General features: G+C 64.9%; 20 protein-coding genes and 1 riboswitch. Of the genes, 10 read left to right on the top strand and 10 right to left on the bottom strand.

All coding sequences use genetic code 11. The features are described 5' to 3' along the window. The first annotated feature begins 35 nt into the window (after window positions 1–35). From ASE71_RS00995 to ASE71_RS01005, 3 genes are read left to right on the top strand one after another with little or no spacing between them, the layout of a single operon-like run. Window positions 36–860 carry an N-formylglutamate amidohydrolase gene (locus tag ASE71_RS00995; protein ID WP_060521912.1) on the top strand — a complete coding sequence of 275 codons (825 nt, stop codon included), beginning with the start codon at window positions 36–38 and terminating at the stop codon, window positions 858–860. Then, on the top strand, window positions 857–2740 hold the full coding sequence (locus ASE71_RS01000) for a flavohemoglobin expression-modulating QEGLA motif protein (RefSeq protein ID WP_060521911.1): 1884 nt from the start codon (window positions 857–859) through the stop codon (window positions 2738–2740). Before ASE71_RS00995 ends, ASE71_RS01000 begins: the two co-directional genes overlap by 4 nt. 8 nt (window positions 2741–2748) lie before the next feature. Continuing rightward, window positions 2749–3795 (top strand): glutathione synthetase, encoded by a 1047-nt coding sequence (locus ASE71_RS01005; protein ID WP_060521910.1) that lies wholly within the window; start codon window positions 2749–2751, stop codon window positions 3793–3795. Window positions 3796–3837: 42 nt separating this feature from the next. On the opposite strand, the gene ASE71_RS01010 is transcribed toward ASE71_RS01005, so the two are convergent. The 4 genes from ASE71_RS01010 to ASE71_RS01025 all read right to left on the bottom strand — a co-directional run bounded on the left by ASE71_RS01010 (window position 3838) and on the right by ASE71_RS01025 (window position 8086). After that, window positions 3838–4314: an RbsD/FucU family protein gene (locus ASE71_RS01010; protein WP_060521909.1), complete on the bottom strand. Its 477-nt coding sequence runs from the start codon at window positions 4312–4314 to the stop codon at window positions 3838–3840. A 144-nt stretch (window positions 4315–4458) separates the two neighbouring features. After that, the gene (locus ASE71_RS01015) at window positions 4459–5472 is read right to left on the bottom strand and encodes an ABC transporter permease (RefSeq protein WP_060521908.1); all 1014 of its coding nucleotides are present in this window, start codon (window positions 5470–5472) and stop codon (window positions 4459–4461) included. A 1-nt stretch (window position 5473) separates the two neighbouring features. After that, window positions 5474–7036, bottom strand: a complete 1563-nt coding sequence (locus tag ASE71_RS01020; protein ID WP_060522066.1) for a sugar ABC transporter ATP-binding protein — start codon at window positions 7034–7036, stop codon at window positions 5474–5476. Between the two features lie 117 nt (window positions 7037–7153). Next, complete coding sequence (locus ASE71_RS01025; protein ID WP_060521907.1) at window positions 7154–8086, bottom strand: sugar ABC transporter substrate-binding protein; 933 nt, start codon at window positions 8084–8086, stop codon at window positions 7154–7156. Between the two features lie 297 nt (window positions 8087–8383). On the opposite strand from ASE71_RS01025, the gene ASE71_RS01030 reads away from it, so the two are divergent. Beyond that, the gene (locus ASE71_RS01030) at window positions 8384–9385 is read left to right on the top strand and encodes a LacI family DNA-binding transcriptional regulator (RefSeq protein ID WP_060521906.1); all 1002 of its coding nucleotides are present in this window, start codon (window positions 8384–8386) and stop codon (window positions 9383–9385) included. A 51-nt stretch (window positions 9386–9436) separates the two neighbouring features. Here ASE71_RS01030 and ASE71_RS01035 read toward each other — a convergent pair whose 3' ends face one another. The 5 genes from ASE71_RS01035 to bioB are packed head-to-tail and all read right to left on the bottom strand — an operon-like array spanning window position 9437 to window position 14481. Beyond that, window positions 9437–10426 carry a beta-ketoacyl-ACP synthase III gene (locus ASE71_RS01035; RefSeq protein WP_060521905.1) on the bottom strand — a complete coding sequence of 330 codons (990 nt, stop codon included), beginning with the start codon at window positions 10424–10426 and terminating at the stop codon, window positions 9437–9439. Next, window positions 10423–11691, bottom strand: coding sequence for an adenosylmethionine--8-amino-7-oxononanoate transaminase (locus ASE71_RS01040; protein WP_060521904.1), 1269 nt, complete (start codon window positions 11689–11691; stop codon window positions 10423–10425). Before ASE71_RS01040 ends, ASE71_RS01035 begins: the two co-directional genes overlap by 4 nt. After that, window positions 11688–12326: a dethiobiotin synthase gene (gene bioD, locus ASE71_RS01045; RefSeq protein ID WP_060521903.1), complete on the bottom strand. Its 639-nt coding sequence runs from the start codon at window positions 12324–12326 to the stop codon at window positions 11688–11690. Before bioD ends, ASE71_RS01040 begins: the two co-directional genes overlap by 4 nt. Then, entirely contained in the window at window positions 12323–13468 is a 1146-nt protein-coding gene (locus ASE71_RS01050; RefSeq protein WP_060521902.1) for an 8-amino-7-oxononanoate synthase, read from the bottom strand. The genes bioD and ASE71_RS01050 overlap by 4 nt, the downstream gene beginning before the upstream one ends. Then, window positions 13465–14481 carry a biotin synthase BioB gene (gene bioB, locus ASE71_RS01055; protein ID WP_060521901.1) on the bottom strand — a complete coding sequence of 339 codons (1017 nt, stop codon included), beginning with the start codon at window positions 14479–14481 and terminating at the stop codon, window positions 13465–13467. Before bioB ends, ASE71_RS01050 begins: the two co-directional genes overlap by 4 nt. 425 nt (window positions 14482–14906) lie before the next feature. Continuing rightward, window positions 14907–15027: riboswitch (TPP riboswitch) on the top strand. Window positions 15028–15188: 161 nt separating this feature from the next. On the opposite strand from bioB, the gene thiO reads away from it, so the two are divergent. From thiO to ASE71_RS01075, 4 genes are read left to right on the top strand one after another with little or no spacing between them, the layout of a single operon-like run. Next, window positions 15189–16160: a glycine oxidase ThiO gene (gene thiO / locus ASE71_RS01060; RefSeq protein WP_060521900.1), complete on the top strand. Its 972-nt coding sequence runs from the start codon at window positions 15189–15191 to the stop codon at window positions 16158–16160. Continuing rightward, window positions 16157–16354, top strand: coding sequence for a sulfur carrier protein ThiS (gene thiS, locus ASE71_RS01065; protein ID WP_034798454.1), 198 nt, complete (start codon window positions 16157–16159; stop codon window positions 16352–16354). The genes thiO and thiS overlap by 4 nt, the downstream gene beginning before the upstream one ends. Window positions 16355–16357: 3 nt before the next feature. Continuing rightward, window positions 16358–17131 carry a thiazole synthase gene (locus ASE71_RS01070; protein ID WP_060521899.1) on the top strand — a complete coding sequence of 258 codons (774 nt, stop codon included), beginning with the start codon at window positions 16358–16360 and terminating at the stop codon, window positions 17129–17131. Then, entirely contained in the window at window positions 17128–17733 is a 606-nt protein-coding gene (locus tag ASE71_RS01075; RefSeq protein WP_060521898.1) for a thiamine phosphate synthase, read from the top strand. Before ASE71_RS01070 ends, ASE71_RS01075 begins: the two co-directional genes overlap by 4 nt. A 34-nt stretch (window positions 17734–17767) precedes the next feature. On the opposite strand, the gene ASE71_RS01080 is transcribed toward ASE71_RS01075, so the two are convergent. Next, window positions 17768–19453 (bottom strand): amidohydrolase family protein, encoded by a 1686-nt coding sequence (locus ASE71_RS01080; protein WP_060521897.1) that lies wholly within the window; start codon window positions 19451–19453, stop codon window positions 17768–17770. A 171-nt stretch (window positions 19454–19624) separates the two neighbouring features. On the opposite strand from ASE71_RS01080, the gene ASE71_RS01085 reads away from it, so the two are divergent. Then, entirely contained in the window at window positions 19625–23740 is a 4116-nt protein-coding gene (locus tag ASE71_RS01085) for an AAA family ATPase (protein WP_060521896.1), read from the top strand. Next, entirely contained in the window at window positions 23737–25296 is a 1560-nt protein-coding gene (locus tag ASE71_RS01090; RefSeq protein ID WP_060521895.1) for a B12-binding domain-containing radical SAM protein, read from the top strand. Before ASE71_RS01085 ends, ASE71_RS01090 begins: the two co-directional genes overlap by 4 nt. Window positions 25297–25427: the final 131 nt, after the last annotated feature.

A 25427-nucleotide genomic window follows, 5' to 3' on the forward strand; every position in this document is an offset into this window, starting at 1 on the left:
CGTAGCGACCAGAGCGAGGGAGTGCGGGAGCGAAGATGCAAAGCGAGCCGGCGGAACAGTTCCGCTCAGCCAGCGAAACCACCTGGTGGACCGCACACCGCGGCGATGGGCCGATCGTCGGCACGGCGATCCACAACGGGCACGCGATGCGCAGCGACGCCCGCGCGCTCACCGCCCTGACGGACGAGGAACGGCTGCGCGAGGAGGATCCGTTCACCGAGTTCGTCATCCGCGATCTTGCCAACCGCATCGTCGTCCACAGGTCCCGCTTCGAGGTCGACCTCAACCGTGCCCGCACGGGCGCGGTCTATCTTCAGCCGGCGCAAGCCTGGGGCCTTTCCGTCTGGCGGGAACATCCGCCCGTCGAGATGATCGAGGCGTCCCTCGCCGTCCATGACGAGTATTATGCCATGCTGCATTCGATGCTGACGGCGATCGAGCGCCGCCACGGTCGCTTCATCGTGCTCGACATGCACAGCTACAACCACCGGCGACAGGGACCGGACGCCGCGCCTGCGGCTCCCGACGAAGCCCCGGAAATCAACATCGGGACCTCCTCGATGGATCGGCCCAGATGGGCCGGCGTCATCGATACGCTGATGTCGGCGCTCGGCACCGCCTCTATCGACGGCCGGCCGGTGGATGTACGCGAGAACGTCGCCTTCCAGGGACGCGGAGAGCAGACGCGCTTCATCCACGAGCATTTTCCCGAGACCGGCTGCGCGATCGCTATCGAGTTCAAGAAGACCTTCATGGACGAATGGACCGGCAAGCCGGATATCCGGGCGCTTCGTTCTCTGCGGGCACTGGTCTCTTCCCTCGTCCCGATCCTGACAGAAACGTTGGCGAGGCAGCGATGACGGAGGAGAAAGCGACGCCCGTAAGTCCGGCCCCGGCCTGGCTCGACGAAGCCATCGGCCGGCTGACGGATGGCCGCGCCGTGCGGCGCGATTTCGGCGAGGGCGGACGGCTGCACATCGACCGCCTCGTTCCCTTCCTCTGTGTGCACATCGCCGCCGAGCACCAACAGCCGGTGGCGCGCGACATCGCCCAGGCGAACGCCGCCTATCTACTGGCGCCCGACATCGATACCGCCGCCGCAATCATCGAACGTGTCGGGCGCGTAATCGAACAGCGACTCGGCCTTTTCATCGTGCTCGAATTCGGCGAGCTCGAAAGCGATGAACCGCCGGCCAAGGACGCGCCCTTCCTGCCGCCCTTTTTGATCGAGGTGGTCGCCGGCACGCGTGCCGCCGAGCAGGTCGCCGCCAAGGCCCTGATCGAGACGGCGGCAACGATCGAAGGAAAATTCCGCACGCCGCATGTGACGCTCGTCGAGCGCCCAGCGGCGACAGCGACAGGCCGAAAGGCGCTTGCGCTCGACACCCCGCACCTGACGGTGCGCTTCGCGCCGATCTACTGCGAGCCGGGAACGCGCCGCATCTATCCGCAACTGCGCGAGCGGCTGGTCGCGAGCATCTTCGACGCGGGGCTAAGAGCCGTTGCTGCTTTCGCCCGCGCAAAATCGGACAGTTTTCGGCTGCCGACGCACCGCGCCTTCGGCCGAAAGGCCTTCGTCGATGCCGTCGTGCGCGCCGACCGCGGCATCGACGAGATTGCCTCCAGCTTCGACTTCCTTCTGGCCGTGACGCCGATCAACGCCGAAGCCGCTTGGGCGGAATTCGCTTCGGGCGGCTTCTCCAAGAGTCCGCGCCTCTACTACCGTCCGCTGACGCTGCAGATCGAGACGGCCAAGCGGAAGCTCTTTTCCCTCAACTTCGAACATCTCGAAGATCCGCTGCTCTACGCCCTCTACCGGGAAAAGCAGCAGGAGGTCGATCTGCAGCTGTCGATGATCTCAGCGCGGGAGACGCGCACCTTCGTCGAGTTCGGTCGCGCCCTCTATGGCCCGGTGGAAGCCACGCTTCATGACGCCGCCTCCGAAATCCTGGCGCGGACTGCACCCGACCGCGATGCACGGTCTTCGGCCGCAGACAGGCGCGATTGCGAGTACATAAGGGAGCGCGCCCAGGCGATGATATCGGCCTATCGGCGCCAGTCGGCCGATTTTTCCGCCTCCGTCGACATTCGCGACGACCTGCCGGCTGGCTTGCTCGTTTCGCGCGGCCAGCTTTTGATCGCCAGGAGTTCCGCGCTCGACGCCGATCGCGTCGAGGCGCTGCTCAACCACGAGATTGGTGTGCATCTGCTGACCTATTTCAACGGTTCGGCCCAGGGGCTGCGTATCCTTCGCTCCGGACTGGCCGGTTACGAAGGCATGCAGGAGGGGCTCGCGGTCTTTGCCGAATATCTGAGCGCCGGCATGACGATAGACCGGCTGCGCGTGCTGGCGGCACGGGTCGTCGGCTGCGCCGCCATGCTGGACGGCGCACCCTTTCCGCAGACCTACAGGCTGCTCGTCGACGGTCACGGCTTTGCGGCCACCGAGGCCTTCAACATCACGCTGCGCATCTATCGCGGCGGCGGGCTGGTCAAGGACGCGATCTACCTGCGCGGCCTCTTGCAGCTTCTCGATCACCTCGCCGGCGGCGGCACTCTCGAACCGTTCTGGATGGGCAAGATCGCCGCCTCGCATTTCGGCGCGATCCAGGAACTCAGCCTGCGCGGCCTCCTTGGTACCGCGGCGCTCCGCCCTATCTTTCTCGATGAGGTCAAAGCGCGCGACCGACTACAGCGAGCCCAAAGGGGACTGTCCCCGCTCGACTTGATCTCAGAGTAGGAAACCGAATGCGCATTGCCTTTCTCGTCAACTCCATCGAGGGCGAAGAGACGTTCTATGCGACGACGTCGCTGGCACTCGCCGCCCTCGCCCGCGGCCATGAGATCGTCTACCTCACGCCAGGCGATTTCGTTCTAACACCCGACGGCCGCCTGATCGTCCATGCGCTTTCTCTCGGAACCGCAAAGCCGCGCAAGGCTGAAACCTTCATTGCGGCACTGCGGGGTGATGCGACGCGGCGCGAGGTCCTGGACATTATGGATATCCAGATCCTCTTTCTGCGCAACGACCCCTCGGAGGATGCCGCAACGCGTCCCTGGGCGACCCAGGCCGGCATCATCTTCGGGCGGCTCGCCGCCGAGCGCGGCGCGATCGTCGTCAACGACCCGGACGGATTGGCGGCAGCACAGAACAAGCTCTATCTGCAGGGTTTTCCCGAGGTCGTCCGTCCAACCACGCTGATCACGAAACACATGGAGGAGGTCCGGTCCTTCCTCGACGCCCATCCCGAAGGCGTCATCCTGAAGCCCCTGCAGGGCTCCGGCGGCAAGAACGTCTTCAAGGTCGGCTCCAGCCATGAGACGAACCTCAACCAGATCTTCGAGGCCGTCAGCGAGATGGGCTATGTGATCGCGCAGGAGTACCTGCCGGCGGCGACGGAGGGCGATGTCCGCCTGTTCCTGATGAACGGCCGGCCGCTCAAGCGTGGCGACACCTATGCCGCCGTGCGGCGCGTTCCGGCGGAAGGCGAGCTGCGCTCCAACATGCATGTCAACGGCCGGCCCGCCGCGGCCGTCATCACCCCGGCGATGCTTGCCGTCGCCGAGGAGATGCGCCCAAAGCTTGTGCGCGACGGCATGTTCCTGGTCGGCCTCGACGTCGTCGGCGACAAGCTGGTGGAGGTCAATGTCTTCACGCCCGGCGCCCTGCCCGAAATCGCCGAGCTGACCTCGATCGATTTCAGCGAAGACATCGTCGCCGAGCTCGAACGGAAGGTCGAGATAAGGCGGGCCAATGATGGCGTGCTTTCCAATCGAGAGCTTGCGACCCTTTGATCAGCGGCCCTTGCTGCCGCCGTTTTACCCCCAAGGTGGCTCTCATCCGGCGACGGCCTCGTGCCAGTGGCTGGCTGGCGGCACCACGCCCTTGGTGAAGAGGAAGCTGCCGAAGCGGCGCGCCTCGCCCGTCACGATGACACAATAGGCGCGCTTTGCTTCCTCGTGGAAGGCGAAACGCTCGATCGCATACATCTTCGAAAGAATACCATCCGCACGCACGAGCTCGGCCTGCACCTCGCGCTGGACCTCCGGCAGTTCGCCCGCCTCCCCGTCCGGCGTCAGCCGCGCCGCCGAGGGCTGCAGCGGCGTGTCGAGCGGCATGACGGAAAGAATGGCGCGCACCGCACGCGCGGCCGAGACATTCGCAATGTGCAGCGGCAGGCCGAGCCGGGTGTGGCGGGCGATCGTGTCGGCGGGAAAATTCGCGTCAACGATCGCGATCCGGTCTCCATGTCCCATTGAGCGCAGTGCATGCAGCACGTCGGCGTTTAGCGCCGGATCGATGTTCTTGAGCATCGGCCTAACCTTCCCCATTGCTTCTGCGTGAAAACCAGGCCGCAGAGATCCCCCGGGGCGGGTCTATCGACCCGACCACCTTGTCCTTCACCGCGTTTCGTCGGTTGCGGCGAGCTGCGATCCGTCCGCACGTGGCTCCCGGTCTTAGATGCCGGTCAGCCGCTCGCGATACTTGTCGATGATCACCGCGAGGATGATGACGACACCGGTGATCATCTGCCGCATGAAATCGCTGAGCCCGAACAGGATGAGGCCGTTGGCAAGCACCCCGGTGATGCAGGCACCGAGCAGGGTGCCGATCACCGTGCCGCGGCCGCCGTTGAGGCTGGTGCCACCGATGATGACGGCGGCGATCGCGTTCAGCTCGAAGCCGATGCCGATGATCGGGCTCGCGATGTTGAGGCGGGCCATGTAGACCATGGCGGCGATGCCGACGAGCGCACCGGCAATCGTGAAGGCCGCCACTTTGTAGAACATCAGCGAATGGCCGGCGAGACGCACGGCCTCCTCGTTGTTGCCGATGCCATAGAGCAGCCGGCCGAACACCGTCTTTGACAGTACGAACCAGGCGATCGCGACGAGCAGCAGCGCGATCAGGAAGACGACGGGGATGCCGAAGATCATCTGCGAGCCGAAGGCGTTGAAGCTCGGCGGAAACGAATAGATCGTGCGTGCGTCCGTCACCTGCAGCGCGGCACCGCGGGCGATGTTCAGCATGCCAAGCGTGACGATGAAGGAGGGCAGCCCCCAGAAGGCGCTGATCCAGCCATTCAGGAAGCCACAGACGACGCCGGTGCCGACAGCGGCGAGCGTTGCCAGCGCCACGGCCTGGAACACCGAGAGATCGGGAATCGTCAACACCGTGCCGCCGACGACGGCGCAGAAGGCCAGCATCGAGCCGACGGAAAGATCAATGCCGCCGATCAGGATGACGAAGGTCATGCCGACGGCGAGGATCAGGTTGATGGTGATCTGCGTCAGGATGTTGGAGATGTTGTTGGCCGTCAGGAAGTGCTCGGTCGAGACCGAGAAGAAGAGGATCAAAAGCAGGAGCGCCAGGCCGATGCCGGCATCGCGCAGGAGCACCTTTGGCGACCAGCCCGGCAGCTGGCGGGCATGGACGGTTTCGCCGGCTTGTGTCTTTTCGAGTGCTTGCATCTTACTGCCTCGCCTGTTGCTGCTCGCCCTGGTAGGCAAATTGCAGAATACGTTCTTCGGAGAATTCCGGCCGCGACAGCTCGCCGACGACACGGTGCTGCGACATCACGAGGATACGGTCCGACAGGGTCATCAGTTCCGGCAGCTCCGACGAGACGATCAACAGCGCCAAGCCACGTTCGGCGAACTGGCGGATCAGGGCATAAATCTCGGCCTTGGCGCCGACGTCGACGCCGCGTGTCGGCTCGTCGAGCAGCAGTACCTTCGGATTGCGCGCCAGCCATTTGGCGAGCACCACCTTCTGCTGGTTGCCGCCCGAGAGCGTCGCGGCATTCTTGCCGGGTCCGCCATATTTCAGCTTGAGCTCGGCGCCGAGCCGTTCCGTCACTTCGATTTCCGCCTTCCTGTCAAGGATGCCGGCACGCGAGACGTCCGAGAGGGACGCGAGCGTGACATTGGCCGAAATCGGCATGTTGAGGATCAGGCCTTCCTCTTTCCGGTCCTCGGTCACGAAGCCGATACCGGCATTGATCGCCTCGCGCGGCGAGCGGAAGGAGGCGCGCTTCCCCTCAAGGAAGAGTTCACCGGAGAGGGGCCGTTGAGCGGCCGCGATCGCCCGCAGAAGCTCGGTGCGGCCGGAGCCGACAAGCCCGGCGATCCCCAGGATTTCGCCCTTGTGCAGGTGCAGTGAAATGCCCTCGGCATGCGGCGATTGCGGCGGGCGAAACCGGGCAAGCGACAACGCCTGTGCCGGCCGAGCAAACGAGACCACTTCGCTCGCCATCTGCTGCTGCAGCTTGCGGCCCACCATGGCGCGCACAAGTTCGTCCTGATTGGTCTCGACGATCGGCCGCGAGAACACCGTCTCGCCGTTGCGCAGCACCGTCACCCGATCGCAGATGCGGAAGACCTCGTCGAGATGATGCGACACGAAAACGATCGAGACGCCGCGACGGCGAAGGTCGCTGACGATCTTGAACAGCCGCTCGGTTTCGCGCGACGTCAGCGTCGCCGTCGGCTCGTCGAGGATGAGAATACGGCTTTCCGTCATCAGCGCGCGCGCCACCTCGACCAACTGTCGGTGGGCGATGCCGAGGCGCGCGACCGGCCAGCGCACGTCGACGTCGCTGAGGCCGATGGCGTCGAGTGCGGCCCGTGCGCCGGCATGCATCTGCTGCCGTCTGACGACGCCGAACGCATTGCGCGGCAGATGCTCGATGAAGATGTTTTCCGCCACCGACAGATGGGGCAGAAGGTTGAATTCCTGGTGCACTACCTGGAGACCGTTGGCCTTGGCCTCCCGGGGCGTGGCCGGCGCATAGGCCCGGCCTGCAAGATTGATTGCGCCCTCGTCCGGACGGACGATACCGCAGAGAACCTTGATCAAAGTCGATTTGCCGGCCCCGTTCTCGCCGATGAGGCCGTGCACTTCGCCCGGCTGAATGGAGAGGCTGACGCCGTTCAGTGCCTTGGTACCCCCGAAGGCTTTCTTAACATCGTGCAGTTCCAGAACCGGCGGCATCGAGACGCCAGCCGCTTCCGCCTGCACGGTTTGCGTGTTCATCATGACCTGGCCCTTTTGAAACGCAGCAACTGCCCACGCAAACCATTGGCCTGCGGCGGATGCTGTCCTTGCCGACGCGCACCGGGCAGCGCCCGGTGCGCACGCGCGGTCTCAGAGCTATTTCACGTTGTCCTTGGTCACGAGCTCGATGTTGGTCTTCACCCAACCTTCGAGCTTGGGCCCGCCGGCCACGACTTCGAGCGCCTTGTCGATTGCGTTCGCCGCCATCTGCGAACCGAACTGGTCGACCGTCGCCAAAAGCTTGCCGTCCTTCAGCATGGGGGCTACCGCCGGCACATTGTCGAAGCCGACGACCTTGATGTCGTTTCGGCCAGCCGCGTCGAGCGCCTTGACGACACCGATCGCCATGGAATCGTTGGCGGCGAGCACACCCTGGATATCGGGATGCGCCGTCAGCATGGTCGAGAAGACGGAATTGGCCTCTTCCGTTTCCCAATGCGCCGTCCGAGAATCGAGAAGATCGAGCTTGCCTGCCGCGATCGCATCCTCGAAGCCGAGCTTGCGCTGCGCTGCATTGTCGGCGCCCGGATTGCCCTCGAGGATCACGACCTTACCGCCGGCGCCGAGATCCTTGGCGAGCGCATCACCGACCATCTTGGCGCCGCCTCGATTGTCAGGGCCGACGAAGGCCAGATCGACGCCGGCATCCTTCTTTGCCTGCTCGTCGAGCGAAACGTCGAAATTGATGACGACAATACCCGCATCCATCGCCTTCTTCAGCGGCGCGACCATGGCGCGGGAGTCGGCCGGCGCAATCACGATCGCATCGACGCCCTGGGTAATGAAGTTCTCGACGCCATTCAGCTGGCTCTCGAAATCGGTCTCGTTCTGCATGCCGATGGCTTTAAGCTCGTAGTCGCCACGCTTCTGCGCATGTGCTTCGGCGCCTTCCAGCATGTTCTTGAAGAAGTCGTTTGCAAGCGACTTCATGACGAGGCCGACGACGGGTTTATCGGCAGCCATGGCAAGTGTCGGCAATGCGGTGGCAACGGTAAGTGCGACGATAGACGCATACAGGGAAAATTTCATGGGTTCTCCTCCGGTGAAAAGATGGTCCTCCAACCATCAATGAAACGTTTCATCACATGGACATGCGTGGCCCGCTTCGACCTTTAGAAGACAGAAAGGCGGTATCGCTGTCAATATGAAACGTTTCATCGCTGAGAAATTTGTGCTGGAAGCCGCTACCGGTTCGCGGCATTCTCTGATCTAAGAGGAAGGCCAGCTGCCGTCGGGCGGATCCGCGGTCGCTGGCGTAAGACTTTGATCCGTTGCATGATTTTTCCCTCCTGATCGATGCAGCGAACGTGATAGGGAGCCGACCGTTTGAACCCGACGATCAAGGATGTTGCCCAGCGCGCCGGGGTGTCCGTCGGCACGGTTTCGCGTGTGCTTGCCAAGAACAAGACGGTGAGCGAGGACATCAGGGCGAAGGTCGAAGCAACGATCGACGCGATCGGCTACCGACCGAACATTCTCGGTCGCAGCCTCCGGCTCGCCAAGACCGACATTATCGGCCTCGTCGTGCCTGACATCACCAACCCCTTCTTTGCCGAGCTTGCCAAACAGGTGGAGATGTTGGCTTCCGCCGAGGGCTACTCGGTGCTGCTTGCCAACACCCATGACGACCCGGACGCCGAGAAGCAGCAGATTGAAACCCTGCTCGGACGGTTGCCGGCCGGGCTGATCCTCGTTCCCGTCAGCAACAGCCTCGCCGATGGATTGGCGTCGCGCACGCGCACGGTGACCGTCGACCGGCCCTTGAGCGGCCATGCGCTCGTCTCCGTCGACAACCGTCAGGGCGGTTATCTCGCCGCGGACCACCTGCTTTCGCTCGGCCATCGTCGGCTTGGCTATATCAGCGGTCCGGGCACGACCGAAGTCTCCGGCGAGCGCCGCGGCGGTTTCGTTCAACGGCTCGAGGAATTCCGAAAAAGCCACCCAGGCGACTACGTTCCGCCGCAGATCGTCGAGGGGCACTTCGACTACCGCTCAGGTGAAGAACTTGGTAAGCAGCTGCTGACGCAACCCGTAGCAAGTCGCCCGACGGCGATCGCCACTGCCAGCGACCAGCAGGCAATCGGCTTGCTGCGCGCCGCCGACGACATGGGGCTTCGGGTCCCGAACGACCTTTCGATCGTCGGCTTCGACGACATTCCTCTGGCTTCGCTGGTGCTGCCGCGGCTCACCACCATTCGCCAGCCGATCGACGAGATCGCCCGGCTGGCACTCGAAGGCGTGCTCGGCAGCCATGCGCTGCAGGAGGAATACAAGCTGCAGCCAATGCTGATGAAACGCGGCTCTTGCGCCGCGCCCTCAACACCCTGACATCACGGCGCGCGCGCCAGGTTACGCGGCGTGGCTGCCGTCGACGCGTCATCAGATCGCGAGCACTGCCGCCCCTCCCGCAAGCCCCGCGCCGGCCGCCGTCAGCAACAGCTTTTCGCCGGAGATAAAGGGTTCTTCTCGGTGCGCCAGCGATAGCGACAGCGGGATGGTCGCGGCCGACGAATTGCCGTAGTCCGAGATCGTGCGCACCGTTTTCGACGGCGCGATGCCGAGACGATCGCAGACGGCGTCGAAAATGCGGGCATTGGCCTGATGCGGCACGAAGCGGCTGATGTCCGGGGCCACGCAGCCGGCGGCGTCCATGGCGTTCACGGCACAGGCCGTCATCATCTCCACCGCCTGCGCGAACATCTCGCGCCCGTCGCGCATTGTCATCAACAGGTCCTCGGACCTGGTATCGGGAGAAAACGGCCTGTTGCTGCCGCCGGCGGCAATCGAGATCAGATCGTAGCGACTGCCGTCGGCGGCGAGGTCGGTGCCGACGAGGCCGGTTTGCGGGTCATCGGACGGCGCGACGACGACGGCGCCGGCCGCATCGGCAAAGAGCACGGCGCTCGCCCGCTCGGCCGGATTGATCCTGCGGCTCAAGATGTTGGCCGCCACCACCAGCACCGGCTTTCCCTGAGCCCGCGCGAAACCGTCGGCAAGCGTCAGGGCGTAGAGGAAGCCCGAGCAGGCGCCGGCAAGGTCGATCGCACCAGCGTTGGAAAGGCCGAGACGATGAGCGAGCAGGGGTGCTGAAGGCGGCAGCAGGTGATCGGGCGTCGAGGTCGCAAGCAGGACCAGCGCGATATTGCCGGGCGGGGTGCGGGCATCTTCGAGCGCCATTGCGCCCGCCTTTGCCGCAAGCCCCGACAGCGTGTCTTCAGGCGCGGCCCAGCGCCGCTCGCGAATGCCGGTGCGGCGCTCGATCCAGCCGGGCTCAAGCCCGAGCGTCGTCTCGATTTCGCCGTTGGCGACACGCCGCTCCGGCACCGCATGACCGAAACCGACGATCCGGGATGAGCGAACGAGCCTCATAGCTGCCCTGTCCCGAAGAGCGACGCCGCCTCGTCGATCGCGTCATAGGCCCGCCCGAGATCGGCATCGGTGACGCAATAGGGCGGCATCAGGTAGATGACGTTGCCGAGCGGACGGATCAGCAAACCACGCTTGCGGAAAAACGCCCTGAGCTGCGGGCCGACCTCGGCGAGATAGCCGCCGGACGGCACCGTGAGGTCGAGGGCTGTAATGGTGCCGATTTGGCGAACGTCGACGAAGCGAGGATCATCGGCGAAGCGCGCCAGATGTCGACGCTGGCGCGCGACCAAGGTTTCGATACGCGCGCCCACCGGCTCCTGTCTCCAGACGGCGAGATTGGCAAGTGCCGCGGCACAGGCGATCGGGTTGGCCGTGTAGGAACTCGAATGGAAGAAGGTCTTGCGTCGGTCGACCGAAAGATGCGCCTCGAAGATCTCCGAGGTGCAAAGCGTCGCGGCCAGAGGAAGCGCGCCTCCAGTCAGCCCCTTCGAGGTGCAGAGAATATCGGGCGCGATCCCGGCCTGCTCGCAGGCAAACAGGCAGCCCGTCCGCCCCCAACCGGTCATCACCTCGTCGGCGATCAGCAGGCTGCCATGCCGTTCGGCAATGCGTTTCAGCTCGGACAGCACGGAAGCCGGATAGGTCTTCATGCCACCGGCGCCAAGCAGCAGGGGCTCGATCAACAGGGCGGCAACCTCGCCGGAAGCGCAAGCCTGTTCGAAGGCGTCGAGCGTTGCCTGCTCCCGGCCCGGCTCCGGAAAGGGCAGGCGATCGACGGCGAAGAGCAGCGGCGCGTAAGCGGCATTGAAGACGCCTCTTTCGCCGGCCGACATCGTGCCGATCGTGTCGCCGTGATAGCCATGCTCCAGCACACAGATCCGGCTCCGCGGCTGGCCGCTGTTGTGGAAGAACCCGAGCGCCATCTTCAGCGCGACCTCGACCGCAGTCGAACCGCTATCGGAATAAAACACATGGGAGAGCCCGGGCGGTGCGATCTCGATCAGCCCGCGCGCCAGGTCTTCCGCCGGTGCGTGAGTATATTCGGCGAAGATGATCTGGTCGTAGGTCTCCGTAGCCCTGCGGATCGCCTCCATGATCGTGGGGTGACGGTGGCCGTGGGTGATAACCCACCAGGACGAAATCGCATCGAGGATCGACGCGCCATCTTCGTCGACGAGATACGCTCCTTCGGTGCCGACGATGCGGCGCATCGCCGGTTCGAGGGCATGCTGGGTGAAGGGATACCAGACGGCGGAGCTCTTCATGCCGGCATCCCTCGAAAATCGGCGATGTTGAAATTCTCGGCGAAGGCGTGGCGCAGGCGGTCGGGCGTCAGCGGGTCGAGCCGCGGCAGCCGCCCGAGCCGGCGCACCCCGCCAAGGCGCGCGATGATCGCTTCGCTATCCTCCTGCGCGTCGCCGATGAAGGCGACGCCGAGAACGGGAATGGCGCGACGGCGCAGCGCTTCGAGCGACAAGAGGGTGTGGTTGATCGTGCCGAGCCCGGTGCGAGCGCAGACAACCACCGGGATCTGCCAGCGCGCGAAGACATCGGCAAAGACCGTGTGCTCCGTCAGCGGCACCACAAGACCGCCTGCGCCTTCGATCACCAGCGGTCGTTCCACCGCCTGCGGGGAAAGATGCTCCGGCTCGATGGTGACGCCGTCGATCCGTGCTGACAGATGCGGCGATGCCGGTGTTGCGAGCCTGTAGGCTTCGGGCAGGACGCGGTCACACGACAACCGGCCGAGCCGGGCGACGGTCTCGCTGTCGGTTTCTTCGTCGAGCCCTGACTGCACAGGCTTCCAGTAGCAACCGTCGAGCGCATCGGTAAGCGCCGCGGAAAAGATGGTCTTGCCGATGCCGGTATCGGTACCGGTGACCACGATACGGGTTTTCATGGCCGCTCCTTCGCGATCGCGATCTTCAACTGCTGCAGCATCTGCACGATTGCGGCCCGGTCGGCGTTGAGGGTGATGGCGATCCGAAGACGCGCGGTGCCTTCCGGCACCGTCGGCGGGCGGATTGCCCTGACATCGTAACCCTCGGCCCGCATGCGGGCGGCGATGCAGACCGCTCGACCGTTATCACCGATCGGGATGGGCAGGATCTGCGAGCCGCTGCCTTCGATGCCGAGCACCTCGGTGAGCGCCCGGTTGGCGAAGGACCTGAGGCCGTCGAATGCGGCGCGGCGTTCCGGCTCGTCGACGAGGGCGGCGAGCGCTTCACGCACCGCGGCCGCGATGAGTGGCGAGGGCGCGGTCGAATAGATGAAATTGCGGGCGCGGTTGACGATATAATCGCAAAGCACGGCGCTTGCTCCGACCAGTGCGCCGGAAACACCGAGCGCCTTGCCGCAAGTATGCAGCATGACGACGTTCTCCCGGTCCTCCAGCTCAGCGGCGAGACCGCGACCTTCCGGCCCGAAGACGCCGGTCGCGTGCGCCTCGTCGATGACGAGAAAGCCGTCATGCTGCGCGGCAAGCGCTAAGAGGTCAGCGAGCGGCGCCCGATCGCCATCCATCGAATAGAGGCTTTCGACGGCAATCCACGGGCGCCCTGTGCCGCCGGCGCGGCGCCATTGGCCGATCGCATCGGCAAAGGCGTCGATATCGTTGTGCGCTGCCGCAACCGAATCGGCCTTGCTCGCAGCGATGCCTTCATGGGCGCTCGCATGGATCAGGGCATCGTGGACGATGAGGTCGTCGCGCTGCGGCAGCGTCGAAAACAGGGCAGCATTGGCGGCATAGCCGCTGCCGAAGAAGAGCATTCGTTCCGCGCCGAAGAAGGTGGCCGCTTCCGCCTCAAGCGCCTCGTGTTCTTCGTGATTGCCGCGCAACAGCCGTGAGCCGCCGGAGCCGACCGGCACGCCGCGCGCGATGGCACCCGTTATCGCCGCCTTCAGCCGCGTCGAAGCGGCGAGCGCCAGGTAGTCGTTCGAGGTAAAATCCAGGCCGCCAGCGGTGGCAAGTGCGCGCCGGCGGCCCTTGCGATCAAGGCCCTCCAGCGTCTTCTCATAGCGCGCAAACAGACCCAGGGTCATTCGGCCGCATCCTGCCTTGCCGCCGGAGCCATCGGCTTCAACCCCAGGCGTCGGAAGAGCGCCGCATCATGGTCCTCGCCGGGATTGTCGGCGGTCAGCAGGGTTTCGCCGACAAAGATCGAATTGGCGCCGGCGAAGAAACAGAGCGCCTGCGTCTCGTCGCTCATGTCGGTCCGGCCGGCCGAAAGCCGGACATGCGATAGCGGCATCAGGATGCGGGCAAGTGCGATGGTGCGGACGAAATCGATCGGATCGACGGGCGCTGCATCGGCCAGCTTCGAGCCCGGGATCGGGATCAGCATGTTGATCGGCACGCTTTCGGGCGGCACCGGCAGATTGGCGAGCGTCACCAGCATGGAGATCCGATCGTCGGCGGTTTCGCCCATGCCGAGAATGCCACCGGCGCAGACCTTGATGCCGGCGTCGCGGACATTCGCGAGCGTCTCCAGCCGGTCGGCAAAGCTGCGGGTGGTGATAATCTCTCCGTAGAAGCGTTCGGAGGTATCGACATTGTGGTTGTAGTAGTCGAGCCCGGCCTCGGCGAGCCGTGCGGACTGGTCCGGCGTCAGCATCCCGAGCGTCATGCAGGTTTCCATGCCAAGCGCCCGCACACCGCCGATCATGGCGACGATCGCGTCCATGTCGCGGTCCTTCGGGCTGCGCCAGGCGGCCCCCATGCAATAGCGCGTCGCACCGCCGTCGCGCGCCTGTCGCGCCTCGGCAAGCACACGCTCGACCTCCATCAGCTTCGATGCCTTGAGCCCGGTCGGATAGTGGGCGGACTGGCTGCAATAGCCGCAATCCTCGGCGCAGCCTCCGGTCTTGATCGAGAGCAGCCGGCTCATCTGGATGGCGTTGGGATCGAACTGCGCACGATGGACCGTGTGTGCGCGGTAGAGCAAATCGTTGAACGGCAAATTATAGATTTTTTCAGCTTCCGCTTGGGTCCAGCGGGATTCGCCCGCGTCGCCCGGGGTAAAATTAGCGCCAGTTGATAGGGTTCCGTCCAGCATTTCGGCTCGTCCTCCAGGTCATTGCAAATGCGAAATAGATAGAATCTGATATTATCTATAATTTTATCGACCAGCGAAGTTCGCAAGCACCCAAATGGAGAGTTTCTGTTATCGCATACCCTTATGGTTGCATTTTTGACCGTGAACGAATCTGGAAACCGCCGAGACGGGGCACCAATCACCAATCAATCGGTCGCAGCTCCCATTTCCGAAATCGGGCGTACCGCACCCGAGAAACAAGGACGCGGCTGGGCTTCTCCGGTGTTTTTCGACCCGCTCCACCCGGTTGCCCCACCTCCTTTCATCACGCCGCCAACGCTTCCGCTTTCTCGTCGCAAAATTATAGATAATTTTTTCGGCAGATGAGATCACATAGCACACGAATGCTGGCTCTTGACAAAAACCGCCCCGAACGGTCAGCTTGTTGCATTCACCAGGGGTGTCCCGCCAAGGGGCTGAGATTCTGCTATGCGGTTTGCGCGGCGCAGTGACCCGTTGAACCTGATCCAGTTCATACTGGCGTAGGGACGGTGCAGACATCGCTGCCGCAAACGTCGCCTTCACGCGACCATTCAACGGCAAGGCGTCCTTCCCCTTCCTTCGCTCGTGAACTGGGTCTCCACAATCGGAGCCTCGGCATGCACACCGCCAACACCATCCCGCTTCCCTCACGACGGCCCGCCCACGCCTCGCGGGAACACTGAGCCATGCGGATCCTCGTCAAAGGTGCCGGCGTCGCAGGGCTCTGTCTGGCGCATGAACTTAGCGCCCGCGGTGTCGCGGTGACGGTTGTCGAGCAAAAACCAGGCTTTGCCGGCGCGGCCTCCTGGTTTGCCGGCGGCATGCTGGCACCCTGGTGCGAACGCGAAAGCGCCGAAGAGGTGGTGCTGACGAAGGGCATCGGCGCCATCGACTGGTGGGACGACGCCCTGCCAGGCGAGGTTTCCCGAAACGGCACGCTTGTCGTCGCCCCGCCACGGGATGCGGGCGAACTCAAGCGCTTTGCCTCACGCACCTCCGGCTTCGAATGGCTCGACGCCGCCGCGATCGAACGGCTGGAACCGGCGCTTGCCGGACGTTTCCGCGAGGCGCTGTTTTTTCCCGGTGAGGCGCATCTCGACCCGCGCCGGGCGCTGAGCCGGTTGCGGCAGAAGCTTGTCGATCACGGCGTCACCTTCCTCGATGAGACGAGCGACGATGGCCACCACGATCTCGTCGCCGACTGCGCCGGCGCGGCACGCATCGGCGAAACGCGGGGCCTGCGGGGCGTGCGCGGTGAAATGCTCTACCTGCAGACAAGCGACGTGGAACTGTCGCGGCCGGTCAGGCTCATTCATCCCCGCATCCCGCTCTACATCGTGCCGCGCGGCGGCGGCCTCTTCATGTGCGGGGCTACGATGATCGAGACGGATGACGGCGGACCGATCACCGCCCGCTCCCTCATGGAACTGCTGAACGCCGCCTATGCGCTGCATCCGGCCTTCGGCGAAGCGCGCCTCGTCGAAACCGGCGCCGGCGTCCGCCCCGCCTTCGCCAACAACCTGCCGCGCGCCCTGCGCACCGGGCAGACCATCACGATCAACGGACTTTACCGCCATGGCTTCCTGCTTTCGCCGGCCCTGGCGGCGGAAGCAGCCGACCTCGCGCTTGCGCAGGACCTGAAGGGAGATGCCGCATGAGACTGACCGTCAATGGCGAGGATCACGACCTCGCCGTCACCACCCTCACCGAGCTTCTGGCCGCCCTTGATTTCGAAGGCGACTGGCTCGCCACCGCCGTCAACGGCGAACTGGTGCACCGGGCCGACCGTTCGGGTCATGCGCTCAGCGACCGGGACCGGATCGAAATTCTCTCGCCGATGAAAGGAGGCTGAGACATGCTGACGCTTTATGGACAGGACCTGCGCTCACGGTTGCTGCTCGGCACCGCCCGCTACCCCTCCCCCGCCGTTCTGGAAGATGCGGTGCGATCGTCAGGCACTGAGATCGTCACGGTCTCGCTCCGGCGCGAAACCGCCGGAGGCCGCCAGGGCGGCGCCTTCTTCGAACTGATCCGGGCGCTCGGCGTGCACGTGCTGCCGAACACCGCCGGCTGCCACTCGGTGTCAGAGGCGGTGCTGACGGCCAAGATGGCGCGCGAGGTCTTCGGCACCAACTGGCTGAAACTCGAAGTGATCGGCCACCACGATACGCTGCAGCCCGATGTCTTCGGCCTGGTCGAGGCGGCGCGCATCCTCTCGGCCGAAGGGTTCGAAGTCTTTCCCTACACCACGGATGATCTCGTGGTTGCCGAACGGCTCGTGGAAGCCGGCTGCAAGGTGCTGATGCCCTGGTGCGCGCCGATCGGCAGCGCCATGGGGCCGCAGAACATCCAGGCGCTCAGGGCAGTGCGGGCCAACTTTCCCGATGTGCCGCTGATCGTCGATGCCGGCATCGGCCGGCCCTCGCACGCAACGACGGTGATGGAGTTCGGCTACGACGCCGTCCTGCTCAACACCGCCGTCGCCGGCGCCGCCAAGCCCGCACTGATGGCCGCTGCCTTCGCGGGCGCGATCGATGCCGGCCGGCAGGCCTTCGAGGCGGGCATGCTCGAACCGCGCGATTTTGCCGTCCCTTCCACCCCCGTCATCGGAAAGGCGGTGTTTGCGTGAAACTTGACCCCTTCTATCTCATCGTCGACAGCGCGGATTGGATCGAGCGGCTGGTGCCGCTCGGCGTCAAGCTGGTGCAGCTACGCGTCAAGGATCGTACGGAAGGAGAGATCCGCCGCGAGATCCGCGCGGCCAAGGCCGTTTGCGACGAGCAGGGCTGCCAGCTCATCGTCAACGACTACTGGCAACTGGCGATCGCGGAAGGCTGCGACTTCGTCCATCTCGGCCAGGAGGACCTGGCGGAGGCCGACCTTGCTGCAATCCGCGCCGCCGGCCTGAAGCTCGGACTCAGCACCCATGACGAGACGGAACTGGAGACAGCACTTGCTGCCAAGCCCGACTATGTCGCGCTCGGACCGGTTTATCCGACCATTCTCAAGGCTATGAAGTGGGCGCCGCAGGGACTGCCGCGCCTTGCCGCCTGGCGGAACCGTGTCGGGTTGCTGCCGCTGGTCGCCATCGGCGGCCTCAACGTCGAGCGGATCGCCGGCGTCTTCGAGCACGGCGCCGACATCGCCGCCGTCGTTACCGACATCACCCGCAATGCCGACCCGGAAGGCCGGACGCGCGAATGGATCGCCAGAACCGCACCGTGGCGATAGGCACGTGCCGGGCCGCGGGTAGCAGTCTCCGCGGTCAGGCGATCTCCAGCTGCGAGAGCCAGGAGGCGTCCAGGCCACGCTTGCGACAATAGGTGGCGAGCCGCTGGCGGGTCGGCCCCGGCCGGTCGAGGCCGAGGTAACGGGAGGCGTTCTTCCAGAAGATGTTCTGCTGGTCCTCCTCGCTGACATTGGCCTCCTTCAGTTGCTGGGCAATCCGCGGGACGTAGGCGTTGTAGTCCTTCTCCAGCGCCATCATCGACCAGTCGGTGCCGAACATCAGATGGCGCGCATCGGGATCGTAGTCCCGCAGCCACTTGTCGAGCAGCGCGCGGATTTTTTCGTGCAGCCCGGGCGTGTTGTCGGTGACGAGCTCGCTCAGGTAGCTCAGGTCGGCAAACATGTTCGGCCGGCGCCCGTGGCCGATCGTCTTGCCGATGATGTCCTCCCAGGTCGGCGGACCGGAGAATTTGTCCTGGGCGCAGGACACCATGACCCCCGTCGGTGCGCCTGGGCGAATGACTTCATCGAAAGCGCCGAAATGCGCCAGATTGATCCGCAAGTCATTGTAACGGTTGGTGTCGAGCAGCTTCTTCCAGTAGGCGGGGCTAGCCATATTGCCATAGCCGCAGCGGGCGCCGATGCTGTTTTCCGCATGCGCCATGATCGGCACGCTGTTGTCGCGGCACCAGTCGTAGAGCCGCTTCAGCGCCGCATCGATCGCCGGATCCGCATTGCCCCATGCCTTGAAGCCCATCGGCGGGTAGATCTTCACGCCGATGAAGCCCTTTTCCATGATCGCGTAGCGGACGTTTTCCAGCGACGAGCCACGCTTCTGCGCCTCCCGGTGCGGATCGAAGCCGACGAAGCTGTGCATGTGGATGCCGTGCCGCTTGATCACCAGCTGCTGGATCTCGTCCATCACGTCGATCTGGTCGTGCTGCGGCGATGCCCTGCCGCCGATCGACTTCTCGAAATCGAGGATGCTCGGCGTGATCATGGAAAACCGGCATTTCGACGCGAAGATCCGGGCATAGGTTTCCGCCAGGTTTTCGCGGTAGTCCTGCATGAGGCGCACGAAGGAAAGGTAGTTGCCGATCTGTTCGTGGGCCTTGGCGGCCGACGCCAGGGCATCGACATCCGTCTCCTCCACGCTGCCGGAGCGCCGCTGCAAGCCCTGCGGCAGGCCGGGGGTGCCGCCGATCTGTTCCAGCAGGCCTTGATAATCCGGCGTTTCGGCGCCGCTTCGTGCGGTCAACGATGCGCGCTGCTCGCCGGCTAGCGCGACCAGTTGCTTGACGGCGATGCGCAACTGCTCGTCCTTCTGCCGCTCGAACTCGGCGTCGGAGGGGCGCGGCACCCGCTTCTTGAGAATAGCGTCCTCAGCCTTGGCCTTGGGCGCGACGTCGCCAAGGGCCGTCACGAGGAAGACCACCAGGGCGTTTTCCAGACGCTTCGACTGCAGCGGATCGGCGGAGAGTTTTGCTTCCGGCAGTTTCTCCCGCAGCGCCACATAGCGCACCAGCCCTTCCACGGGCACATCGGCCGCGTTGAAGAAATGGCAGTGAACGTCGACGATCGGGTAGGGAAGCTCGCAGGCCGCGGCCGGTGGCCAGTCGTGTCGACACCCGGAAAGCACATTCGCCATCACGCCTGCCGAGAACAGCCGCAAGACATTGCGGCGTGTCACGGCGGCGACCGGACCAGCCCAGTCGACCCCCATCATCCCCTCCTGTTGCGAGACCCCCTCGAACAATCGGGCAAACATTACTCCGTTCGCAAGCGGCGTGGAACAGATATTTACTTGCCGTTACTGGAAACCCATAGGTCAACACGGGCGGCCTTTAAGTGCGAAAGGAGGCATGTTACTCTAAAATCTTGGGGAGAATTTTGCGTGGTAGGTGGCGCCGGCAAGAATGAATTCCAACGTTACCTGTCGGGAGCCCTGGTTCGATGGTCTGCCCCGGCGGCGACGGATTCGGCTGGCCCGACGCGCGAGGACTTTCCCGGCGCCTTGCTGTTCGCCGACATCTCCGGTTTTACCCGCCTGACCGCCAAATGGTCCGAAAGCGACCGCGCCGCCGGCGCCGAACGGGTGAGCCGGCTGCTCAACGGCTACATGGGGCCGCTCGTCCGGCATATCGAGGAACATGGTGGCACCGTGTTGAGCTTTGCCGGGGACAGCCTGCTTGCCGGCTGGCAGGCCGCCACCGACAGCGAGCTGGAGCAGGCCGCCTGGCGCAGCTGCTATTGTGCCGGCCGCATCCGTGAAGAGATCGGCGGCCCGGGCGGGCCGGAGGACGCGCTGCAGCTGCGCATCGCCGTCGGCGTCGGCACCATCACCCTGCTGCACCTCGTTCCCCGCATCGACCAGCGCTGGCTGATCGTCGGCGGCGACTGCCTGGCGCAGGCGGACCATTGCGGCCTTTTGAGCGATGCCGGCGAAATTCTCGTCTCCGACGCCGTGTGGCAGCTGATCGGCAAGCGGGCAACCGGCCGGCCCGGCCGGGAGGGCACCGCCCGCCTCGAACGCATCGATCCCTATTCGACCGCAACCGGGCAGCCCCACCCCCTTTCGGGCTTCGCCAGCAAGCGGCTTGAAGCCTACCTGCCGCTTTCGCTGCGCGGTCGGCTTCTATCGCCGCTTTCGGAGTGGCTGGCGGACCTGAGAACCATTACGGCCCTGTTCGTGCATATCGTTGGCCCGGACCTCGAGAAAGATCTCGATCGGCTGAACCAGCTCGTTGCACGGTCGATCGCCGTTGTCGGCCGCACCGGCGGGGAAATCCTCCATACGGCCCTTCACGCAAACAGTCTCGAGATCTTCGCGGTCTTCGGTCTGCCCGGCCCCAAACATGCCGACAATGCGCGCCGCGCGATCGTTGCGGCGCTGCGTCTTTCAGGCGAGCTCGACGATCCCGATATCGGCCTTTCGGCCGGCATCTCCACCGGCGAAAGCTTCTGTGGCGCGCTCGGCGCCAGCCACCGCGCGGACTACACGGTGGTCGGCGCCGCCGTGAACATGGCCGCGCGCCTGGCAAGCGTTGCCGCCGGGCGCATCCTTGTCGACCAGGCGACGGCAAAGGAGACGGCCAGCCAGATCGCCTTCTCCGGACCGTGGTCGCTGGCCATACCGGGCGTGCGCGGCGGCGTGTCTGCCTTCGCGCCGATTGCCGAGACGGTCGCAACGATCGACACCAAGTCACCGGCACTCCTCAACCGTGCGGCCGAAATGACGGCCCTTTCCGCCTATCTCGAAAGCGCGCCCAGGGGGCAGTCCGGCATCATGATCGTCAAGGGCGATTCCGGCGTCGGGAAGTCGGCCCTTCTGCGCGCCTTCGTCGAGCGCTGTCGCGACCGCGGCAACCGCGTGCTCGTCGGCAATGCCGACGACATCGAAAGCGACGTCCCCTATTTCGCCTGGCGCGGGGTTATCCGCGACCTGCTCGGTATCGGCGATCTGCGCGGCGCCGAGGCCACGGACCAGGTGGCGCTCTTCTTTGCGGAAAGACCGGAGCTTGCTTCCCTCGCGCCGCTGCTCAACGATGCCATCAACCTCACCTTGCCGGACACGCCGGAGACCCGGGCCATGTCCGGCGACGGGCGCTCCCATCGGCTACGCGAGCTGCTGAGCGAGCTCATGGCCGACAGTCTCGCCGGGGGACAGGGCTTCGTCGTGCTCGAAGATGTGCACTGGCTCGACGAGGCGTCCGGCCAGCTGCTCGGGCGGCTGGTTTCAGGGGCGGCACCCGTGCCGGTGGTCGTATCGACCCGGACGACCCGCACACAGGAAGACCTGACCCGGTGGACCGGCCTGCACCACAACGGCGCCCAGACGCTCGATCTTTTGCCGCTCGACTTCGAGGGTACGATCGCGCTCGTTCGCGCATCAATCGGCAGCAACTCGCCCGCCGACGGCTTCGGCGAGGCGGTCTATGCGCAGTCGGCCGGAAACCCGCTGCTGATTTGCGAAATCTGCCGGATGATCGGCGAGCGCCGGCTGCCCAAGGCGGCCGAGCCTGCCGCAGCCGTCTCGCTGCTCTCCGAGCCCCGCTCGAACGATGCGACCCTGCTCAATACCGCCAAGGTTACCGTGATTGCCCGGACCGACCAGCTTCCGGCAGAGCTGCAGGTTCTCCTGAAGATCGCAAGCGCCATGGGCGCGACCTTCTCGCTTGCCGAGCTTGGCGCGCTGCCGCCGATCAGGAAGACGGCACTGGACATCGAGGCGAGCATCGAGCGGCTGCAGGCGGCGCATCTGATCAAGCCCGCCGACGACCGCCCGGGCCGGTTCATGTTCAGCCATGCCGTCATCCGCCAGGCGATCTACGAAAGCCTGTTGTCGGAACAGCGCCATGAAGCGCATCGCGCGATCGCCAAGGCGATGGAGGAAGGCGGGCAGCCGGACAATGCGGAAAACCTGCCGCGCGTGCTCAGCCACTGGGAGCGCGCAGGCGACGCCGCGCAGGCCTTCAACTATCTGGACCGCGTTGCCGAACTGCGGCTGCGCCAGTTCGACAACGTCGCGGTTGTCGATCTGATCGAGCGCTTCTTCAAGACAGCGCGCGACCTTTCGATCACCATTCTACCGGCAAGACGGGCGGCCGCCTGTTTCCTGCTCGGCGAAGCCAGCCTCAATCTTGGCCGCGCCGAAGCGGCCCGCCATGCCTATGAGGAAGGCCTGCGGCTTTCCGGCCTGCCGCTGCCGCGCACCTCTGCCGGCCTCGCGCTGCATCTCGTGCTCGATCTCGCCGAACAGGTGTGGCGGCGCACCATCCACCGCGACGCGGACTGGATCCTGAAGCGCGAAATCTCGCGATCGCCGTCCGATCCCTTCCTGCTTGCGGCGAAGGCGCATGAGGACCTGACGCGGATCTATTACTTCACCAGCGAGAAGCTGCGGCTGATCCATGCGACGCTGAGGGCGACGAACCTTGCCGAAAGAAACAAATACGTCTCCCCGACGACCGCCGCCAATTATGCCAGCCTCGGCGCCATATGCGGCGTGATCCCGCTGCACAGCCAGGCCGAACACTACAGTCGGCTGGCGGCAGCACTTTCCGAACGCGTCGACCAGTTGGGAACGCGCGTGCGGGTCGACTTACTGTCGGGCATGTACCAGATCGGCATCGGTCATTGGCACGCGGGCAAGCGGGCGTTCGAGGCCGGCCTGAACAATGCGGCGACGGTCGGCGACCTGAGGCGCTGGTGCGAAGTGGCGGTCGGGCTGGAGACGATTTCCGGCCCTTGGCTTTTGACCTCCGCCTTCGAGGGCATCGCGCCCTGGGAGATCCTCGTGCAGCGGATCTGCGAGGAGGGGCGCCGGCGCGGGGACATGCAGGTGCTCGGCTGCGGCCTGCTCGGCCGTCTCAGGGGCCACGCAGCACTTGGCCGCTGGAACGCGATCGACACCGACCTCGACGAACTCGAACAGATCCTTCGCGAAAAGGGTGACGGGCTGGAACTCGTCCATTCGATCGAAGGCGCATCGCTTCTGAGCGAGGCCGCCCGGCGACGGGGCAACAGCACGGAGGCCGCAAGCTGGCTCGAGCGCGCGCTTTCCTGGTGCGAGACGCTCAACCCGGCGATGAAGACGCGAACGCTACCGGCGCTCGCCCGTCTCTTCGATGTCGCCAGCGACCCTGACGGAGGCGACCTGCTGGCCGCACAGCTCGTCCTTAGAAAACTCGAGCGCTTTGCGCGGGTTTACCCGATCGGCCGACCGGTGGCAGCGCTCGGCGAAGCGACCCTACATCTGCGCCGCGGCCAACAACGCCGCGCCGAGCGCGTCACCCAGTATGCCCTCGCGGAGGCGATCCGGCTGGAGATGCCGGCCGTCGCGCTTGCCGCCCTGCAGCATGCCGCCGGACCGAGAGACGCCGAAGCGCGCCAGGCGTTCGAGACGATGTTTTCGCTGCGCCGGGCCACGTGGTGCGAGGTTCTTCCGCTTGGCCAAACCGACCAAACGCCGCATGTCCAGTTTGCCAGATCTCAGGGGAGCCGCGCATGAACCGTCCCAGTCCTCCCCGCATCCTGATCGTGCTAGCCCATTTCGACGAAACCCGGAACCCCAGGGGCCGCCCCGACTTCATCCCCCAGGGAACCGGCCACCTGTTCCTGGCGGGCGCCTTTGCCCGCGACCGCGTGGACCTTCGCGCCTACAGCGAATTCCATGACGGACCGCTCGTCGACGAGGCAGCCTTTGCCGACCTCGACATGCTGGTGTTGACGGGCGTGACCGCAGCCTTCGACCGGATGCAGCACCTGACGGCCTATGCCCGCACCAAGTCGCCCGGTTGCGTCGTCGTCGCGGGCGGGCCGGTCGTGCGCAATCTGCCGGTTTCGAGCGCCGAAACCTTCGACTACGCCTGCGACGGTGACGTCGAGGAGATGCAGGCGGTCATCAGGGAGGTGTTTGGCGAATGGGCCGTCTCCGAGACGATCCTGCCGCGCTTCGACCTTGCCAATTGGCGCGGTCCGGTCAGCTACATCGAGACGAGCCGCTACTGCAATTTCAAGTGCAGCTTCTGTGCGCTAACCGCCGAAGGCAGACGCTACCACAGCTACGACCCCGCCTATATCGAGGCGCAGCTGCGCAACGCCCCGCCGAAGAAATACGTGCTGTTCATCGACAACAACTTCTACGGCAACAGCAAGGACGTCTTCTATGACAAGCTCGAAGTGATCCGATCGCTGTGGCGGCAGGGGCTGTTTCAGGGCTGGATTGCGCTCGTCACCGGCGACTTCTTCCGCGATCCCGCCAATCTGGAAGCCGTGCGGGCGGCCGGCTGTCTCGGCCTTTTCAGCGGCGTCGAAACGCTGAACGAAGCGCAACTGAAACGCTACCAGAAAAAGCAGAACCTGGTGGTGCCGCAACTGGAGGCGATCCAGACCTGCCTCAACGCCGGCGTCGCCTTCCAGTATGGCTTGATGTTCGATCCGTCGTCGCAGACGATCGAGGCTATGCAGGAGGAGCTCGCCTTCATCACCGGCGAGACCACGATGCCTCTGCCGGCGTTCCTGAGCCTGACGATCCCGCTGCTCGGCACGCCGCTCTTCGACGAGTGCGTCGCCGACGAACGCTTCCTGCCCTCGGCCAAGCTGCGCGACATGGATGGCTTCACCCTGATGACCCGTCCGCTCGATGGTCTTGAGGACGTGGCCCTCTTTGCCCGCAAGTTGTCGCGCCTCGACGGCAACCGCGCCCGTATCCTGCGCCATTGCCTGGGGTTCTACCGCAACTACCGCCATTCGCTTTCCGGGCGGCAGATGATCCACCTGCTGGCCAACAGCCTGCGCCTCGCGCTTCCTTCGGTCCTGCATCGCCACGGCCTGCCGACGCGCTCGGGAAGCGACGAAAATCTCACCTATGTGACGACGACGCAGCCGCTCGGCCCGCTCTACACACCAGCCTTCCGGGTCGGCGAGGGTTTCCGTTCGCATTTTGCGCCGACGATGATCACCGACGCGTCCGGCGCGCTCGACGACACCATCGCCCGCAACCTCGAATTCCGCACCAGCCGCCGGCAACGGACAGGCACCGGCATCGAACATTCGTCCAGCTGACAGCGCCACCACGCCTGCGTCAAAGTGCCCGGCCGGATGCAACCTCCAGTGCGTGAAATTGGGTTCGCTTGGTAAGATTGGATTCAAACTTTTTGGGTAAGCTTCCGTTAGCTATTTCACACCTGTCGGCC

It is taken from the genome of Ensifer sp. Root954 (assembly GCF_001429005.1).
Lineage (GTDB): Bacteria > Pseudomonadota > Alphaproteobacteria > Rhizobiales > Rhizobiaceae > Ensifer > Ensifer adhaerens.